Origin of the sequence: Shewanella sp. CAL98-MNA-CIBAN-0140 (assembly GCF_040309905.1) — a bacterium.
Taxonomy (GTDB): Bacteria; Pseudomonadota; Gammaproteobacteria; order Enterobacterales; family Shewanellaceae; genus Shewanella; species Shewanella psychromarinicola.
In genome coordinates, this window is sequence record NZ_JBEOPI010000027.1 from 1 (window position 1) to 14,557 (window position 14,557).

Below are 14,557 nucleotides of genomic sequence, written 5' to 3' on the forward strand. Positions count from 1 at the left end.
ATTTTTTGATTGCCAACATTCCGAAGAACAGAAGACAATTTCGAATAACTCAATACCTGTGAATGTCCACACAGATTACTTGATAAATTGTTAAAGAGCGTTGATGCTATCTTTCATGCATCGCCGTAAGACGCTAGGTCATTGGCTTGGGATGCGTATTTTACGCATTCCCTTTATGGCGTCAAGTGTTTTTTCAAACTTCTTTTTGCCTGTTATCAACACTATTAAGTAGTTGTAAATAACGCTAACCGGTTTCTGCTTTCGCTGTATGCCGTGTCAGTGGATGCGCATTATAGGCAGCTTGAGATTTAGTGCAAGCGCTTTTATTGATGAAATGTTTTGAATGTCGAACTTTTGGTCAGATCGATTCTTTTTTAACTTTTTTGTTCAAAGAACCGTCTTCACCTAAATCACAAAACACTTATTTTTGATATTTAAGTTGATTTCAAGCTCAATTTTTCAACAGTACTCTGGTTTATCTGGTAATTTTTAATTAGTATGTAATAGTATTTAACAGTTATTTATCATTTTTTTATTCATTAGAGATTATTTTATGCAGAAATCATTCGTGATTGTTTTGATTGCGGCGCTTCTTGGCGCTTTTGTTTTTTCTCAGTTTGGCGGCACACCATCTTCGGTAGCGTTTATTGCTGGTGTAGTCGTTGCGACGTTAATTTTCACCTTTATGCCATCTAGTGGTTCAAATTCTACAGAGGAACCGTATGTAGGTCCCACTATGACACTGTATGTTGGCAACTTGCCTTATCGTGTTCATGAGGGAGAAGTAAAAGCATTGTTCGGTGAGTACGGACCGGTTAACTCCGTTCGTCTAGTACGAGACCGTAAAACAGGACGCCGTAAAGGATTTGGGTTTGTTGAGATGTCTGAAGCGGGAGCACAGAAGGCAATGTCGAAATTAAACGACTACAGCTTTCAAGAACGCACGTTAAAGGTAAGAGAAGCTAAATCACAAGAATCTGATACAGAAAATAGCTAATCGTTATTGAGCAGGATTCTTAGCACTATTTAAACAGTGTTGTTAGTCGGTTATGGTTACCAGCGAAAAATCACCAAAACCATAATCGACTAATGTTGCTTTAAGCCCTTCGCTAATATCCTTGGTATAACACGCTTGTAATTGTTTACTTCCATCATTGTCTCTGCTCAGTAAAAACCTAACTCGCTTTGCTACTGCTTCCCCAGAATCTAATAGTGTTACGCCGCCACCAAGATAATAACTAATTTCTGACGCTATCATTGGGAAATGGGTACAGCCCAGTACCAGTACATCAATATTAGATGCCGCTATGGGAAATAAGATATCGTTCAGTTTATTTCTATCGATTTGCTGACGCGCCACATGTTGCTCAGCAAGTAACACTAAATCTGACGTACCAAATAATTCGACCTTGCAGTTTCCAGCAAACTGATTGATCAGCGCTTGAGTGTAATCTCGTTTCACTGTGCCCGGCGTAGCCAATAAACCAATGTGCTTTTTCTTCGATAACATCGCAGCAGGTTTTATGGCAGGAACAACACCCACGATAGGAATTGTTAATTGTTGGCGTAATAGCGGCAATACCAAAGTACTGGCGGTATTGCAGGCAACAACCACGATACTGGCATTAACACGTCGAGCATGATGGGTGATCAGAGCAACACATCCAGCTATTAACTCTTGCTCTGATAAGTTGCCATAGGGCAAGCGGGCATTATCAAATAAATAGCAATAATCATGCTGTGGCAGCTGTTTTCTAATTTCATTCATGACCGACAATCCGCCGATACCAGAATCAAATACTAAAATAGGTCCAGACAATAGGGGCTCCAAATATGAATATGCTCAGTTTTAATCGTCATGTCATTTTATACTTAGGCGCGTAATACTAGACATCAGCGTCATTTAGTATACTATTTGCGCCCTTTTTTACAGTCTTAGGTGGTCGATATGAATTTAGCTGCAATGGATCCTAAAAACTACGATGCACAATTACAACAAAAGCGCATCAAGCTAGAACAGGCCTTTGCCGATTTCAATCCACCAAAGCTTGAAGTCTTTGCTTCTGAGCCTATGCATTATCGCATGCGTGCTGAGTTTAGAATGTGGCATGAAGGTGATGACTTATATTACTACATGTTTGATAAAGCATTGAATGCTAAAGTGCGTTGCGATCAATATTTGCCAGCGGGGTTGATGATTAATCAAATGATGGCTGCATTAATCACCGAATTAACTCCCAATCCTGCGTTACGCTATAGGCTGTTTCAAATTGACTTTTTATCGACGTTAAGTGGCGAGATATTGGTCTCTTTGTTATATCACCGTCAGCTTGATGAAGAATGGCGCGAACATGCGACTCAATTAAAGGCAAAATTATCTGCTCAATTTAATGTCAGTATTATTGGCCGAGCACGCAAACAGAAAATCGATTTAGATAAAGACTATGTTACCGAAACACTTACAGTAAACGCTCAACGATTACATTATAAGCAGATAGAAAATAGCTTTACCCAGCCCAATGCTAAAGTATCCGTAAAAATGTTAGAATGGGCCGTTGATGCAACTAAAAACAGCCAAGGAGATTTACTTGAATTGTACTGTGGCAACGGCAATTTTACTATTGCATTGGCACAAAATTTCAATCGCGTTTTAGCAACCGAACTGGCCAAGCCTTCAGTTGATGCCGCTCAGTACAATATCGATATTAATAAAGTCAATAATGTCCAAATTATTCGTATGTCTGCTGAAGACTTTAGTGATGCGATGGCGAAAAAGCGTCAATTTAGACGTTTAGAAGGCATCGACTTAGACAGTTACGATTGCAATACTATCTTTGTTGACCCGCCTCGTGCAGGCATTGACCCTGAAACATTAAAGCTTATACAAGGTTATGAGCGGATTTTGTATATTTCATGCAATCCAGAAACACTGAATGACAATTTGTTAACCTTAGGCCAAACACATAAAATCACTCGCTTTGCGCTATTTGACCAATTCCCCTATACAGACCACATGGAATCAGGCGTATTACTAGAACGTAAGTAATGCAGATTAACTAACAAACAGGGCGCTAATGATTAGCGTACTGTTTGTTTATAAAGGCAGTTGATTAGGCTCTATTATCCATTTTATGTTGTAACGCTTCAGCACCAGTAGCGACCATCCGCAGTTGCAATACTAATTGGTCGGCCAACGCTCTACGTTCGCTACGTTTTGAATCCAACGCCGATGCTCCCGCATTAAATACCAAAATAACCAGCGCTTCAGCTTGAGCGCGCGCTAACACAGGTGTGCGGTTAGCTTGTGCTTCAGTGTAATGAGCAAGTTCAGAGATAAAGTGTTCAATTTCGCGCTCAACTGCAGCTCTAAATGCGGCAGAGGTACCTGAACGTTCATGTAACAGTATTCGAAATACGTTAGGGTTTGATTCCAACACTTCCATAAAAGTGTCAACAGAAATACGGATCACGCTACCACCGGCTTCTGCGCGTTGACGACCTTTACGCATCATTTGACGTAAGGTTAATCCGCCTTCATCGACCATGGTTAAGCCAAGCTCGTTCATATCTTTAAAATGGCGATAGAATGATGTGGGCGCAATACCAGCTTCACGTGCAACTTCACGTAAACTTAAGCTAGAAAAGCTACGCTCGGCACTGAGTTGATTAAATGCAGCATCAACTAATGCACGGCGGGTTTTTTCCTTTTGTTGTGCTCTTACGCCCATTTACTAATCCATTCAGTCAATATTAATTCACAGATAATACCGTTTTTACAACAGAAACACAGCCCTGTTAAGCTTGACCATGACTAGTTCTGTACGTTAAATTAGCGTACAATTGTACGCTCAACTTATTTATCCCTATTATTGGAACCCTACTAAATGAAAAAACCTCCAATCATTTGGCTTAATACCCTGTTATTTGCCATTACTTTTATTGGTGCTCTGGTGTTAATCCCTTGGCGTGGTTTTACCCATGGCTTTGATGGCATTGAATGGATTGCATTTGTTATTTTCGCTTACGCAAGTGGTCTATCGATTACTGCGGGTTACCACAGATTATGGTCACATAAAGCTTATAAAGCTCACTCATCGGTTCGTTTTTTATACGCACTAGGCGGAGCGTTAGCACTACAGAACAGTGCATTACATTGGTGTAGTGATCACCGCGTTCATCACAAACATGTTGATAATAATGATAAAGATCCGTATTCAGCCAAAATGGGATTTTGGTACAGCCACATAGGTTGGATGCTGCGCGAGTATCAAGCAAGCCGCTATAGTAACTATAATAACGTCCGCGATTTACAAAATGATCGTATCGTTATGTGGCAACACAAGCACTACTTAGCCTTAGTGATTTTAATGAATATAGGTTTACCAGCATTTATAGGCTGGTTGAATGGCGATATTTTATCAATGGTACTTATGGCAGGTTTATTGCGTCTAGTGGTAGTACATCACTGTACGTTCTTCATAAACTCATTGGCTCATCTCTGGGGCAAACAACCGTACACAGATAAAAATACCGCTAAAGATAATGCATTTTTAGCATTGCTGACATATGGCGAGGGTTATCACAACTTCCATCATATTTTCGAAAATGATTACCGCAATGGAATAAAATGGTGGGACTACGATCCAACTAAATGGTTAATCAAGCTAATGAACTGGTTTGGTTTAGCCAGTGATTTACGTAAAGTGCCACAAGAGCGCATTGAAAGTGCACGTTTGCAGATGCAACTTTTACAAGCACAGAATCAGGTTGCGCACTTACCTAACTGCGATGAAATAATCGAAAAATTTCAAGCAGAGTATGAGCTGATGAAGCAACACTTAGTCGACTATTATCAAGCGAAAAAGAGCTTGTTAGAGGCGAAACGCAAGCAACTTACAGATCACAATCTGAAACAACAAGTACAATTATTGCGTAACCAATTTCTTGAACAACAACGTAATTGGAAAAGCTTAACGGCTGCTTATACGTCATAATACGTCATAATACGTAAATAGCATAAAAAAAGGTTACGTATAGCGTGACCTTTTTTTTAAGTAATCTCAACGAGTTCGAGTAAAGAGTTAATTAATCTCAGCTCTTAACCCATGTTGAGGTTTGGTAAATTGTTGGGCGCACTTGCTGTTACAACATTTGGCAGTTGGTCTGACTGCCATCGAAAAAGGGGCAATGCTCAGCGCCACTTTAGACCAAAAATCCTTAGGGAAAGTGGTAAGTACCCGCCCTTGTGGCTAAAGTTAACCCCCTCACTCCAGAGGCTAACAGGATAGTATCGCCGTCTGCTGAGTATTCAACAGTGTATTATCACTCATCTTTAACGTTAATGTTGTGGCTAACTGCGCTAATGACTGTTCAGATACCGCTAATAATAAATCGTGGTAGCTTCTCAATATATGAATCAAAGTACTTGATACCTAACCTATTTGACTCGCCAATTTTATTAATCTTAGCTTATCGATGTTCTCGGCTTTAAATGGGTCATCACCATCGCTCGCCATTTGTTTTATGTGTTCATGTGTATGCTCTTTGCGCCTTACCACGATAGTCGGCTCTCCGTCATATGGTCTCTATTGGTTAAAAAACTAGCCGCAACCAAAATAAAAATAATGCTCATAATTATCTTTTATTCTCGACTCTCGACACTGTCACGTTAATGACAGAGTAAAATACAAGATATTCTTACTGAGAAACATTATAATTGCTGCTCAATACGCCAGCGATAAATCAACTACCATGCCTGATCAAACAATTAAGCTCACCGAATATAGCCATGGCGCAGGCTGCGGCTGTAAAATTTCCCCAAAAGTATTAAGTACCATTCTTGCGTCACAACTCCCTGTGTTTACTGATCCTAACTTATTAGTCGGTAATCAAACACGTGACGATGCAGCCGTCTATAAGCTGAATGAACAAACTGGCATTATCAGTACCACTGACTTTTTTATGCCCATTGTGGATGACCCATTTACCTTTGGCCGAATTGCAGCAACCAATGCCATTAGCGACATATATGCCATGGGGGGAACGCCTATTATGGCGATTGCTATTTTAGGTTGGCCAATCAATCTATTAGCAGCAGAAATAGCCCAAAAAGTGGTTGATGGTGGACGTCAAGCCTGTGCCGATGCTGGTATTATGCTGGCTGGCGGTCACAGTATTGATGCCCCAGAACCTATTTTTGGTTTAGCCGTGACAGGACAAATCCCGCTCGAGCAAGTAAAGAAAAATAACACCGCTAAAGCTAACGATCGCCTATATATCACCAAACCGATTGGAATTGGCATTCTTACCACTGCGCAGAAACAAAAGAAACTGCGTGATGAAGACAGTCAAATTGCACCTAATGCGATGTGTCAGCTCAACACGATTGGTATTGATATCGCTAAAATTGTTGGCGTTAATGCCTTAACTGACGTCACTGGTTTTGGACTGGCTGGCCACTTAATTGAAGTGTGCCAAGGTGCAAAACTTAAAGCGAATTTAATATTATCCCAAGTTCCTTTGTTACCCAAAGTCAGTGATTACCTCGCTCAAGGTTGTATCCCAGGCGGTACCCATCGTAATTTTGACAGTTATAGCGAGTATTTACCGCCATTAACCGATGAACAGAAAGCCATTATCTGCGATCCACAAACCAGCGGCGGATTGTTAGTTTCTGTGAGTGCAGAGGCTGAAAATGAACTGAAAGTATTATTGGAAACCAATGGTATTGCCGCAACTTGTATCGGTACCCTCCATGAATATGAACCTCGCGCTGACGGATACGATATCCTTATGGAATTAAGCTAATGAGTGACGTCATTCCCAGCTCAGAATATGGCAGACTATTATTAGAAAATCGTCCGTTAATAGATGTCAGAGCACCCATTGAATTTTCCAAAGGTGCATTTAGTCACTCGATTAATTTACCGTTAATGCAAGATAGTGAACGCCAAAAAGTAGGAACATGTTATAAACAAAATGGCCAAGATGCTGCCATAGCGTTAGGTCATAGGTTAGTAAATGGTCCCGTTAAGCAACAACGTATAGATGCTTGGCTCGCTCAGTTGTCACAACATCCTGATAGTTATTTATATTGTTTTCGTGGTGGTTTACGTTCAACGTTATCACAGCAATGGATTAAAGAATCTGGCATAAATATCCCATATATTGAAGGGGGTTATAAAGCCATGCGTAATTTTTTAATCAATACTATCGAGCAGGCACCCAATCAATCTAAAGTGCTCATTTTAAGTGGCATAACAGGCAGTGGTAAAACGGAAGTTATCAACCAACGTGATGAGTCCGTCGATCTTGAAGGCATTGCCAATCATCGGGGATCAAGCTTTGGCAAAAATATCGATCCACAACCCAGTCAAATTAACTTCGAAAATAACTTAGGTGTGGCATTACTGAAGCATCAACAACAGCAACATAGCCATTTACTGTTAGAAGATGAAAGTATGCTTATAGGCAGGTCAGCCCTGCCTCATCATTTTTACAACGCCATGCAACAAGCGGATATTATCGTTCTCGATGAACCATTAGATGCGCGTTTACCGCGTTTATTGAATGATTATGTTGAACAAAAACTCGCTGATTATGTGTCTCACTTTGGTGAGCATGATGGTTTTGATGCATTTAGAGCTTATTTGACTCAAAGTTTATTGGGGATCCGTAAACGCTTAGGCGGTAAACAACATCAGCAATTACAGGACTTGGTTGACGATGCACTTGAGGTACAACAAAGCCAAAATGATACCAGTAAACATCTAGACTGGATAAACCTGTTACTCGATATTTACTATGACCCGATGTACCAATACCAACTTGAAAAGAAAAATGACAGGGTTGTCTTCCAAGGGAGTAGGCAAGCGATACACCAATGGCTAGATACTCACAAGTCATAAGTCATTTCAAAAAAATGCCCTCTAGATGAGCAATGCCGATCGTTTAAGAGCACTTGACCGATCCTGCAGATGAAAGATAATCCCTACCAGTATTCTGGTGGGGATTTTTTATGTTTGTGCAAGAGCTTGAGTTAGTTCATGAGTCTGTTGAAGAAAGCGGGTCTTACGGTTCTGTAATGGAGGCGATTGATTCAGATTGGATCGAACAATCACTCCTTTCAGCTAACAAGGCGAGTATCCGTAATCGCCGTCTGCCTGCCCAGCAGGCAGTCTGGCTAGTACTCTGGATGGGGTTAATTCGTAACCAGTCCATCAAAGAAGTCTGTAGCTCGATGGATATTGCACTTCAATCTGGAGACTCAACTTGGTCTCGCGTAGCGCCGAGTGTATTGACGGATTGCCGACGACGCTTAGGTGAAGCGCCTATGTCGTACTTATTTAAATCCACTGTCTCAGCTTGGCTTGAGCAAGCGTTGGGGGAGAATAACGCGCTAGGGCTTACCACCCTTGCCGTTGATGGAACCGTGTTTCGTTGCCAAGATTCTGAAGAAAATGCCAATGAGTTTGGTTTTATTTCAAACACACACAAACCCTATCCTCAACTTCGATTAGTCAGCCTTATATCGACTGAAACCAGAATGGTATTAGGTGCTGCCTTTGATGGCTGCCACGTAGGAGAGGTCACGCTCGCACAGCGTTTAGTTCAAGATACCCCTGATAATTCCTTAACCCTATTTGACCGTTGTTATTTCTCTGCTGACTTATTAGTAAACTGGCAAAGCTCTGGAGTACAGCGACATTGGCTGACACCCGTAAAGTCAAAGATGCGCTACGAGGTAGTCGAAGAGTTTGCGAATAATGACTTGCTCATTGATATGCCCGTCTCCCCACAGGCGAGAAAGAAAAATCCGGAGCTCCCTGAAACATGGCGCGCCCGTTTTATCGCTTATCAAGAGCCAAAAGGTGAAATAAAAGGATTTGTCACCTCATTGATTGACCCTGTTCAGTATCCGCTGGACAAGCTGCTAAATATCTACTGGCAACGCTGGGAAATAGAAGAAGGATATGGCGAACTTAAGCAAACCCAGCTGCAAAGCAAGGTGACGTTACGGAGCAAATTTGTTGAAGGTGTTAAGCAAGAATTGTGGGGAGTGCTTATCGCTTATAATCTGGTTCGTTTAGAAATGACAGCGATAGCAAAGGAAGCTAAGGTCGCGCCAACCCGTATCAGTTTTACCGCTGCAATAAGCTTGATAGATACACAATTAAGGTGGCTTGCTTTATCACCAGATGGAAAGCTGCCAGCGAAACTGAAGCAAATGCGAGCCGATATAAAACACTTTATCCTGCCAGATAAAAGAAAGCACCGAACGTATCCACGCTCAGTGCTCTACATACCCAGTCGCTATCCACTTAGATATAAACAATAGTGCTTATCCGAATAGCATTAACTCAAATGAGTGGCGTTTTTTGGGATCTCATGGTCTTCGGCATTAAAATTAACCCTTACCTGCCATAGTAGCCCAAGCAATATCTATGCTGGCAATAAAGCAACTCGCCATTGGTTAGCTAATGCTATCAAGTAAAGCGCCATCCTAGTTTCAGGTAGACATATTAGCTAATCTCAACCCATAAAATGAGTCAAAATCAGCCGTCGACTAAAAAACAGACAAACAGAACCATTAATTCAAAACAAGTAAAATAACTATTAATCAATTTGTTAGCAACATATCCCACGGGAGATTGGTACTGCCGACCACAATGAAATTAGGATTTTCGAGCGTTTCACGCTCATTGTAGGTCATAGGCTGCAAATTAATATCAATCAGTGCCCCACCCGCTTCTTCAATAATGATCTGCGCCGCGCCCGTATCCCACTCACCAGTTGGCCCTAAGCGGACATAGCAATCTGCACGCCCTTCGGCCACTAAACAACTCTTTAATGCAGCGCCTCCCATCACCACTAACTCACAATGATTGGGTTTATTAAGCAGCTTTAATACCGATTGCGGGTCTTGACGACGACTGACCGCTAAACGCAAATGCTCTGGTTCATCACCGGTTAATTGTTTACTGGTAATGCGTAGCTCATTCTTACCATCACGCTTATAAGCTCCTAACCCCGCGATCGCGTAGTAACACACTTTCGTCATCGGCACATAAACCACACCCATGATAGGACGATTATGTTCAACCAAGGCAATAATGACTGAAAAATCACCACTGCCCGCAATAAACTCACCAGTACCATCTAATGGATCGACTAACCAATAGCGTTTCCATGTTTCACGCACACTTAATGGAATATCCGCCGCCTCCTCACTTAAAATAGGAATATCAGGCGTTAGCTCAGCTAACTGACGGCAAATAATGTCGTGCGCAGCTAAATCGGCAGACGTCACCGGGGTATTGTCTGCCTTCATTTCGCGTTTAAAGTTACCTTTAAGGTAAATGTCACGAATTGTTTGCCCAGCTTCCGTTGCAATGTCTATGACTTGCTCAATTACATCTTCTGGCTTCATTACTACTCCAATTGCTGGATTCGAGAAAGATGACCTGACAAGGACACCAATAAACAAGGCTATCGCCTATTCTATGTTGCTGTTCTATGGCTAACACAATACGCCGAGTAATTTATCTATTCTACATCGTTTAGCTCACGTTTAAGACTATCCGTTGATGTACTCAGATATTGCTGAGTTAAAAAAAGCGCACTCACACTGCGAGACTCAGAAAAGTCGACATTATCGAGTAATAACTGCCAATCAGATAATGGCCAAGGGATCACGTCGATCGGCTCTGGCTCATCACCTTCCAAACGACTGGGATACAGTTTTTCGGCCACAAAAATATGCATTTTGCTGGAAAAGTAACCAGGCGCAAGTGATAGCTCTTTTAAATGAGTCAATTGATAACTACCAAAACCAATTTCTTCTTGGAGCTCTCTATTGGCTGCTTCAATCGCTGTTTCACCAGGATCAATCAATCCTTTAGGAAAACCCAGTTCGTAATTATCGGTGCCAGCGGCATATTCACTGGCTAATAACAAATTACCTTGATGAATAGGCACCATCATCACAGCCCCCCTGCTACCGCCTTTCATTCTTTCATATTGACGTTCTACGCCATTAGAAAACTTAAGGTGTACCTGCTCGATTTGAAACAGTCGGCTTTTAGCAACAATTTCGGTATGCAGGATCTCCGGCTTTTTATGCCGCTGTGTCATTGAAGCCCCATGTGACGAATTAATATAGACAAGGTACAATCTTACTATTCTAGGTATATTCTACAACCGGAATTTACATGTTTCCTTGGTATAAAATAGATACAGTCCTACTCGACATGGATGGCACCTTGCTTGATCTTCATTTTGATAACCACTTTTGGTTGCATATAGTGCCTGAACAATTAAGCATACAGAGGCAAATAAGCTTGGATGAAGCCAATAAATTAGCTAAACAAGCTTGCTATGATGTGGTCGGCACCTTAGATTGGTATTGTCTTGATTACTGGCAACGCCATTTAAAACTCGATATTTTGGCATTACACCATGCATCGGCGGACAGGATTAAGCTTCGCCAAGACAGCATGCCTTTTTTACAGGCATTAGCTGGGGCAAATAAGCAACGCATCTTGTTTACTAATGCTCACCCACAAAGTTTAGCCCTTAAGTTAACCCATACCAACTTAGCCGATGGTTTAGACGACATGCTATCGAGCCATGAAAGCGGCTATCCCAAAGAGCATCCACAATTTTGGCAATATGCATTTAATAAATTTAACGTAGATCCGTCGAGGTGTTTATTTATTGATGACAGCGAAGTCATTTTAGCGGCATCAAAAAAAGCGGGGGTAGGTTATCAACTCGGAATAAAGAATCCAGATAGCCAAAAACCTCAGCTTGAATTTGCCAATTTCCCAGCGATTACCGATTACCACCTACTATTACAGACACTTCAAGCCATTTAGCAATATTGTCGCCATAGAAACAACGAAGGGATTGAAGTTAAGTTGAATGACCGCCGAGTAGCGATTGATTTTTAAGCGTGGCCATTATAGTTAAGCTAGCATTGCTGAATCAAATGTGAATGATATAAAAACGCCTTGATATTGGTATCAAGGCGTTTTTATTAATCTCTTTATAGGTATTACAAACCAGGCACAACACCTTGATAGTTAATTGGATAATACCCTTGAGTATCTTGTCGACCTAAAAATGGTAACGCCTCACGTAAATCCTTAGGTTGAGCATCTGTCGGTTTAATTTTAGCACTGACCTTAACCAAGTTTGATTCGCCTAAAATAGCTGTCCCCGTTAAGCCCAATACGTTTTGCGTTTCATCAGTGGCCAGTTGTAATTGCCCGTCAAGACAACTCAATCCCAATGTGATATTGCCCAAAGGGTATACCCCAAATTGATTTTTGACATTAGTGTGATTTACAAATAATTTACCGTGTAATTGTTCGCACCATGGTTTACCTTGCTTTAAGACTTCAACCATTATGCTCACATCACCGTCAATTTGGGTTTTAAAAGGTAAGCGAGCACCCGCTAGTATAAAGCTATCTTGTAGATCAAGACGAATATTTTTCGCGCTCATCCCAGATAATGACCAGCTAAGACTGCCTTTACCGCTGACTGGCGTGGCACGATTACCGACATTAAAATCGATATTGGCTTGACCAACAAATAATCCCCACGGGCTTAACGTCCAACTAACCCGTTCTATCTGTCGTTGATCAATCGTGATTAAGGCCGCTTTCCCCTGCCAAAGTGTACCTTCAGCACCACTTATCACCATATTATTTGGCAATGGGGCAATACTGACTAACCAATTTGCAGGTAAATATACCAATAAAAACATCATATAGATAATGACGCCAATGACTATTTTTGAAAATAAACTCACAAAAAACCCTTACTGTGAAAGCTGAATACGTCTTACTTTTACAAAGCCAGCAACGTCTGATTCCGTTAAATCAACACTGTCCAGTGTTAATCCTTTCTGCGTCACTAAGTCATGTAAATAACCCAGGAGTGCGTCGAATGGCACATCATCCATCCAGAGTTGGATCTTATCGCCTTGCGGCTGCATACGGGTGATTTCTAATTGATATTGTCCCGCGGTTTGGTTGACGATAGAGCTTAAACTTCCAGGTACTTTCGCTTGCGCACCAGCTTGTTTTAGACCCGTTATTTTATTCGCGCTTTGTTTAACATAATTTAACGTTTTCTGTGCGGCGATGTTATCGCGCTCGGCGGCTTCTTGAGCATTAGATATAGGTGCCCAAATACCCCAATAAACAATACCAATGACAAGTACCACGGCACAAAAACCAACCAGCTGTTGCTCTCTAATAGCTAAACTTTGCCACCAAATACGCATATTTTCCATGTTATTTAATCCTTAACGTCAGCGTACTGGTGACGCTGTCTTCGCTACTGTTCATGGCACCACCATCTAGTTGGTAGTCTTTGGCGACAAACGCTTTAAACTCTTCAATTTGGCCATAGGTTTTTGCCGTCACTTGCATGCGTAATTCATTACGATTGGCTTCAAAACGCAATGTATTGGGTTTTAACTCTGGCACCTTGCTAAATGCAGGTTTAAGGTTGTCTAACATTTCAAAAAATACTGCACCACCACCTTGACCTTGCATACTGCGTAACTGACTGTCCATTTGTGAGCGCATATTGACAATGCGATTAACCGCGGGCAACGACAGCTTAAAAATGACTTCACTTTGGGCTTGTAATTCTGCAGTGCGGTTGTTGAGTTGATGTATTGCCAAACCTTTATTGACTAACGCTAATACTATGGCAAGCATGATCACTATCGCAGCATTTTTCCAAATGAATAACTGTTTGCTGTATTCACTCTTGGGCTTATATACACCGCTTAATAAATTAATCGGCGCATTTAAAATGCCCTTTGCTAATACCATCATAGGTAAATCTAACGGCTTAGATTCAACTTGTACCCCAGAAAAATCGATATCGTCGCTATAACTGGCCATGCTAATAGGGTCATCATTGGTCTGCACCACTTGAGACAATAGCCGTGGTAATGCAATTGCAGACCATGCTTTAGGTAAACTGACACCGCCCCCTTCCGAGGTTCTGATTAAATATTCGCTGCCGACACTCATTGCTGCCCAGCGACATTGATCTAACGGTAATGCCAAACAATCTGGCACAATTCGTTTCACTTTCAAGCCTGCGTGATGCAGCCATTCAAGCCATAGTTGCATTTGCTCATGCGCTACAGCAGCCACATTAAGTTGCTCACCTTCGCGAGGACCAACCACAAAATGCATATTGTCTACATTCGTCGCTAATGATTCCTCCAGCATGTATGGCAACGCCTTTAATGCTTGGCGTTGGCCTTTTTCGGGTAACATAATTTGTGTCAATGTCATATTGGCCGCAGGCACAAGTACATCAACAGGACGATTACCCGCACGCTCAGCTAAACTGCTGAGGCTAGCGGCATCAGCTAACTCACCAGAAGCGATAATTTCTTGCGCTTGTTCAGACCATACCAGCCATGAACATGGGTGTTCTGATGTTTTTCCTAACCGGATAAATAGCCGTTCAGACACTGTTATTCTCCACCGATCTCAATACGCATTGTTACGCAATGAATTTG

General features: G+C 41.6%; 14 protein-coding genes. 7 read left to right on the top strand and 7 right to left on the bottom strand.

Features of this window, described 5'->3' with window-relative positions; all coding sequences use genetic code 11:
* The first annotated feature begins 553 nt into the window (after positions 1-553).
* Positions 554-997 carry an RNA recognition motif domain-containing protein gene (locus AAEY93_RS14200; protein WP_101033675.1) on the top strand — a complete coding sequence of 148 codons (444 nt, stop codon included), beginning with the start codon at positions 554-556 and terminating at the stop codon, positions 995-997.
* A gap of 42 nt (positions 998-1,039) precedes the next feature.
* On the opposite strand, the gene murI is transcribed toward AAEY93_RS14200, so the two are convergent.
* Positions 1,040-1,819: a glutamate racemase gene (gene murI, locus AAEY93_RS14205; RefSeq protein ID WP_101033673.1), complete on the bottom strand. Its 780-nt coding sequence runs from the start codon at positions 1,817-1,819 to the stop codon at positions 1,040-1,042.
* A gap of 129 nt (positions 1,820-1,948) precedes the next feature.
* Here murI and trmA point away from each other — a divergent pair, with 129 nt between their 5' ends.
* Complete coding sequence (gene trmA / locus AAEY93_RS14210) at positions 1,949-3,046, top strand: tRNA (uridine(54)-C5)-methyltransferase TrmA (RefSeq protein WP_351077755.1); 1,098 nt, start codon at positions 1,949-1,951, stop codon at positions 3,044-3,046.
* Positions 3,047-3,110: 64 nt separating this feature from the next.
* Here the strand turns inward: trmA and fabR are convergent, their stop codons facing one another.
* Positions 3,111-3,728, bottom strand: a complete 618-nt coding sequence (gene fabR / locus AAEY93_RS14215; protein ID WP_101033668.1) for an HTH-type transcriptional repressor FabR — start codon at positions 3,726-3,728, stop codon at positions 3,111-3,113.
* 156 nt (positions 3,729-3,884) lie between these two features.
* Here fabR and AAEY93_RS14220 point away from each other — a divergent pair, with 156 nt between their 5' ends.
* The 4 genes from AAEY93_RS14220 to AAEY93_RS14235 all read left to right on the top strand — a co-directional run bounded on the left by AAEY93_RS14220 (position 3,885) and on the right by AAEY93_RS14235 (position 9,337).
* Entirely contained in the window at positions 3,885-4,994 is a 1,110-nt protein-coding gene (locus AAEY93_RS14220) for an acyl-CoA desaturase (RefSeq protein ID WP_101033666.1), read from the top strand.
* A 757-nt stretch (positions 4,995-5,751) separates the two neighbouring features.
* On the top strand, positions 5,752-6,807 hold the full coding sequence (gene selD / locus AAEY93_RS14225) for a selenide, water dikinase SelD (protein ID WP_124012997.1): 1,056 nt from the start codon (positions 5,752-5,754) through the stop codon (positions 6,805-6,807).
* A complete protein-coding gene (gene mnmH, locus AAEY93_RS14230; protein WP_124012996.1) occupies positions 6,807-7,907 on the top strand; it encodes a tRNA 2-selenouridine(34) synthase MnmH in 1,101 nt (366 codons plus the stop codon). Before selD ends, mnmH begins: the two co-directional genes overlap by 1 nt.
* A 110-nt stretch (positions 7,908-8,017) precedes the next feature.
* Positions 8,018-9,337: an IS4 family transposase gene (locus tag AAEY93_RS14235; protein ID WP_124012472.1), complete on the top strand. Its 1,320-nt coding sequence runs from the start codon at positions 8,018-8,020 to the stop codon at positions 9,335-9,337.
* A gap of 282 nt (positions 9,338-9,619) precedes the next feature.
* On the opposite strand, the gene cysQ is transcribed toward AAEY93_RS14235, so the two are convergent.
* Together cysQ and nudE are read right to left on the bottom strand one after the other, a co-directional pair.
* Positions 9,620-10,429, bottom strand: coding sequence for a 3'(2'),5'-bisphosphate nucleotidase CysQ (gene cysQ, locus AAEY93_RS14240; RefSeq protein ID WP_101033660.1), 810 nt, complete (start codon positions 10,427-10,429; stop codon positions 9,620-9,622).
* A 116-nt stretch (positions 10,430-10,545) separates the two neighbouring features.
* Positions 10,546-11,133, bottom strand: a complete 588-nt coding sequence (nudE, locus tag AAEY93_RS14245) for an ADP compounds hydrolase NudE (protein ID WP_101033658.1) — start codon at positions 11,131-11,133, stop codon at positions 10,546-10,548.
* Between the two features lie 77 nt (positions 11,134-11,210).
* Between nudE and yrfG the strand changes: the two genes are divergently transcribed.
* On the top strand, positions 11,211-11,876 hold the full coding sequence (gene yrfG / locus AAEY93_RS14250) for a GMP/IMP nucleotidase (protein WP_124012995.1): 666 nt from the start codon (positions 11,211-11,213) through the stop codon (positions 11,874-11,876).
* Positions 11,877-12,055: 179 nt separating this feature from the next.
* Here yrfG and AAEY93_RS14255 read toward each other — a convergent pair whose 3' ends face one another.
* The 3 genes from AAEY93_RS14255 to gspL are packed head-to-tail and all read right to left on the bottom strand — an operon-like array spanning position 12,056 to position 14,510.
* Positions 12,056-12,817, bottom strand: coding sequence for a type II secretion system protein N (locus tag AAEY93_RS14255; RefSeq protein ID WP_124012994.1), 762 nt, complete (start codon positions 12,815-12,817; stop codon positions 12,056-12,058).
* A gap of 9 nt (positions 12,818-12,826) precedes the next feature.
* Complete coding sequence (locus tag AAEY93_RS14260; protein ID WP_101033652.1) at positions 12,827-13,303, bottom strand: type II secretion system protein M; 477 nt, start codon at positions 13,301-13,303, stop codon at positions 12,827-12,829.
* Between the two features lies 1 nt (position 13,304).
* Positions 13,305-14,510: a type II secretion system protein GspL gene (gspL, locus tag AAEY93_RS14265; protein WP_101033650.1), complete on the bottom strand. Its 1,206-nt coding sequence runs from the start codon at positions 14,508-14,510 to the stop codon at positions 13,305-13,307.
* Positions 14,511-14,557 lie beyond the last annotated feature (47 nt).

Coding starts and splice junctions, on each gene's coding strand:
- AAEY93_RS14200 (WP_101033675.1), top strand. CDS start 554: ATGCAGAAATCATTCGTGATTGTTTTGATTGCGGCGCTTCTTGGCGCT.
- trmA (WP_351077755.1), top strand. CDS start 1,949: ATGAATTTAGCTGCAATGGATCCTAAAAACTACGATGCACAATTACAA.
- fabR (WP_101033668.1), bottom strand. CDS start 3,728: ATGGGCGTAAGAGCACAACAAAAGGAAAAAACCCGCCGTGCATTAGTT.
- AAEY93_RS14220 (WP_101033666.1), top strand. CDS start 3,885: ATGAAAAAACCTCCAATCATTTGGCTTAATACCCTGTTATTTGCCATT.
- selD (WP_124012997.1), top strand. CDS start 5,752: ATGCCTGATCAAACAATTAAGCTCACCGAATATAGCCATGGCGCAGGC.
- mnmH (WP_124012996.1), top strand. CDS start 6,807: ATGAGTGACGTCATTCCCAGCTCAGAATATGGCAGACTATTATTAGAA.
- AAEY93_RS14235 (WP_124012472.1), top strand. CDS start 8,018: ATGTTTGTGCAAGAGCTTGAGTTAGTTCATGAGTCTGTTGAAGAAAGC.
- cysQ (WP_101033660.1), bottom strand. CDS start 10,429: ATGAAGCCAGAAGATGTAATTGAGCAAGTCATAGACATTGCAACGGAA.
- nudE (WP_101033658.1), bottom strand. CDS start 11,133: ATGACACAGCGGCATAAAAAGCCGGAGATCCTGCATACCGAAATTGTT.
- yrfG (WP_124012995.1), top strand. CDS start 11,211: ATGTTTCCTTGGTATAAAATAGATACAGTCCTACTCGACATGGATGGC.
- AAEY93_RS14260 (WP_101033652.1), bottom strand. CDS start 13,303: ATGGAAAATATGCGTATTTGGTGGCAAAGTTTAGCTATTAGAGAGCAA.